The following is a 1,091-nucleotide window of genomic DNA, read 5'->3' as shown; positions in this document are numbered from 1 at the left end:
CTATATAGAACGCAATTAATAAGCTACCAAATTCACTTCAACCGCCAAATCGGGTAATAAAGGGTAACTCACCACAAGGCGGCGATGAAGATGAACAATGAAGAAATCGAGTATTTGAATACAGCGATGAAAAAGGTATCAGACAAACGACTCTACGAAAGGTATCTGGCGGTCCGACTTCGTCTGGAAGGCCATACACTGGAAGAGATCGGTGATATACTCGGACGTGCACGTCAAACCATTAGCCTCTATTGGCACACCTACCAGAAACAGGGCCTGTCCGGTCTTAAAATGGATCACTCTCCTGGACAACCGACAAAACTCACGGAGGAGCAGCGTCGTCAGTTAGCCGCGATGCTGGAGCAGCATCAACCAGCCGATGTAGGTTTTGAAGCTCGGTATACCTGGACACTTCCGCTAGTGGCGGAGTGGATCAAGCAGGAGTTCGGCGTCACCATGAGCGTGCGTGGGATTAGTGCGATGCTGAAGCGGATGAACTTCAGTTTTACCAAAGCCACCTATACGCTAGCTAAAGCCGATGAAGACGCCCAAGCCTTTTTTAAAAAGCACACTTTTGCTGAGCTCAAGAGGCAAGTGGAAGCCGAAAAGATCAATCACTTGCTCTTTGAAGACGAGTCGATGATTCGCTCTTATCAAGCGTTGCAGTACAATTGGTTCCCGCGCGGCCGACAACGCAAAGTGCCTACGTACGGTAAACACGAAGGAGCCAAATTGTTTGGAGCCATTAACTATGAAACCGGTCAGGTGCATCACCGGGAAGAAGAAAAGGCCGACACAGAAGCCTTTATTCGATTTCTCCAGGATCTTCTCACTGCATATCCGAATGGAAAAATCGCTTTAATTCTGGATAACAGCCGGATTCATCATGCCATAGAGTTACAGCCTTTTTTGGAGGAACACTCGCGTCTGCAATTGGTTTTTCTGCCGCCTTACAGTCCAAACCTCAATCCAGTTGAAGGGCTGTGGTTGTGGCTCAAAGCCGATGTAGTGAACAACGTCTTTTTTGAAAAATTCTATAAGATTAAACTTCATGTCAGTCAATTTATGAAGCGAATCAATCAGCAACCGTT

1 protein-coding gene is annotated in these 1,091 nt (G+C 46.8%); it reads left to right on the top strand.

What is annotated here, in order from left to right; genetic code table 11:
• Nucleotides 1-84 precede the first annotated feature (84 nt).
• On the top strand, nucleotides 85-1,091 hold a 1,007-nt coding region (locus E0698_RS26220; protein ID WP_192513427.1), incomplete at its 3' end, for an IS630 family transposase.

Origin of the sequence: Paenibacillus sp. 23TSA30-6, from assembly GCF_014858585.1 — a bacterium.
Classification (GTDB): domain Bacteria; phylum Bacillota; class Bacilli; order Paenibacillales; family Paenibacillaceae; genus Paenibacillus.
This window is presented reverse-complemented; position numbering and strand designations above follow the sequence as displayed.